Origin of the sequence: Rahnella perminowiae (assembly GCF_019049755.1) — a bacterium.
Classification (GTDB): domain Bacteria; phylum Pseudomonadota; class Gammaproteobacteria; order Enterobacterales; family Enterobacteriaceae; genus Rahnella; species Rahnella perminowiae.
Genome location: NZ_JAFMOS010000081.1, coordinates 1 through 593 on the forward strand (window position 1 = coordinate 1; position 593 = coordinate 593).

1 pseudogene is annotated in these 593 nt (G+C 42.7%); it reads left to right on the plus strand.

From position 1 onward, the window contains the following. Window positions 1–593 (plus strand): annotated as a pseudogene (locus tag J1785_RS00410) (hypothetical protein); the annotation flags it as partial.

Consider the following 593-nt stretch of genomic DNA (forward strand, 5'->3'; position numbering starts at 1 on the left):
TGCTTACGCCGGATAATAAAATTCTCACTCAGAATGACGCAGGCAAAAAGCTCTTACATAATATACGCAACCGATGGTCTTCTCAGACGAGTGAGAGCATGATGCGCAATGGCATTTTATGGAAGTCAGGTAACAAAACACTCGATGGCTATTCCTTGCATAATTACCACGAATTACGTATTGCTCTGGGGAAACTGACCGTTCAGGAGCAGATTTTTTTCAATGTACTTACACAGTCCTCTTTCTATGCCGTTCACTGTACAAATTCCCCCGATGTGGTTAATAAGGCGGGTGATCTGATTTTATATTCCAGGAAGGAACTAACGGGCAAGGGGATCAGGTTTAATACCCGCAACACTCAGCCTATCGATATTTCCATGTTGGGAAATGATGGCTATGTGTTTTTTTCTTTAGAAGTTGGATTACCCTTACTGAAATCTTCAAGTCGCTTTGGCAGTATTTTTTATAAAATAGCCTATTCTCATCCTGTTTTTCGGAATTCGTCGCTGGTTTTAACTGACCAGGTGGCTCTGGTGAAGCCGAGGTGTCATATTCCGGCTCTGAGCAGGGAAGCGATCAGATTATTAGAAGCC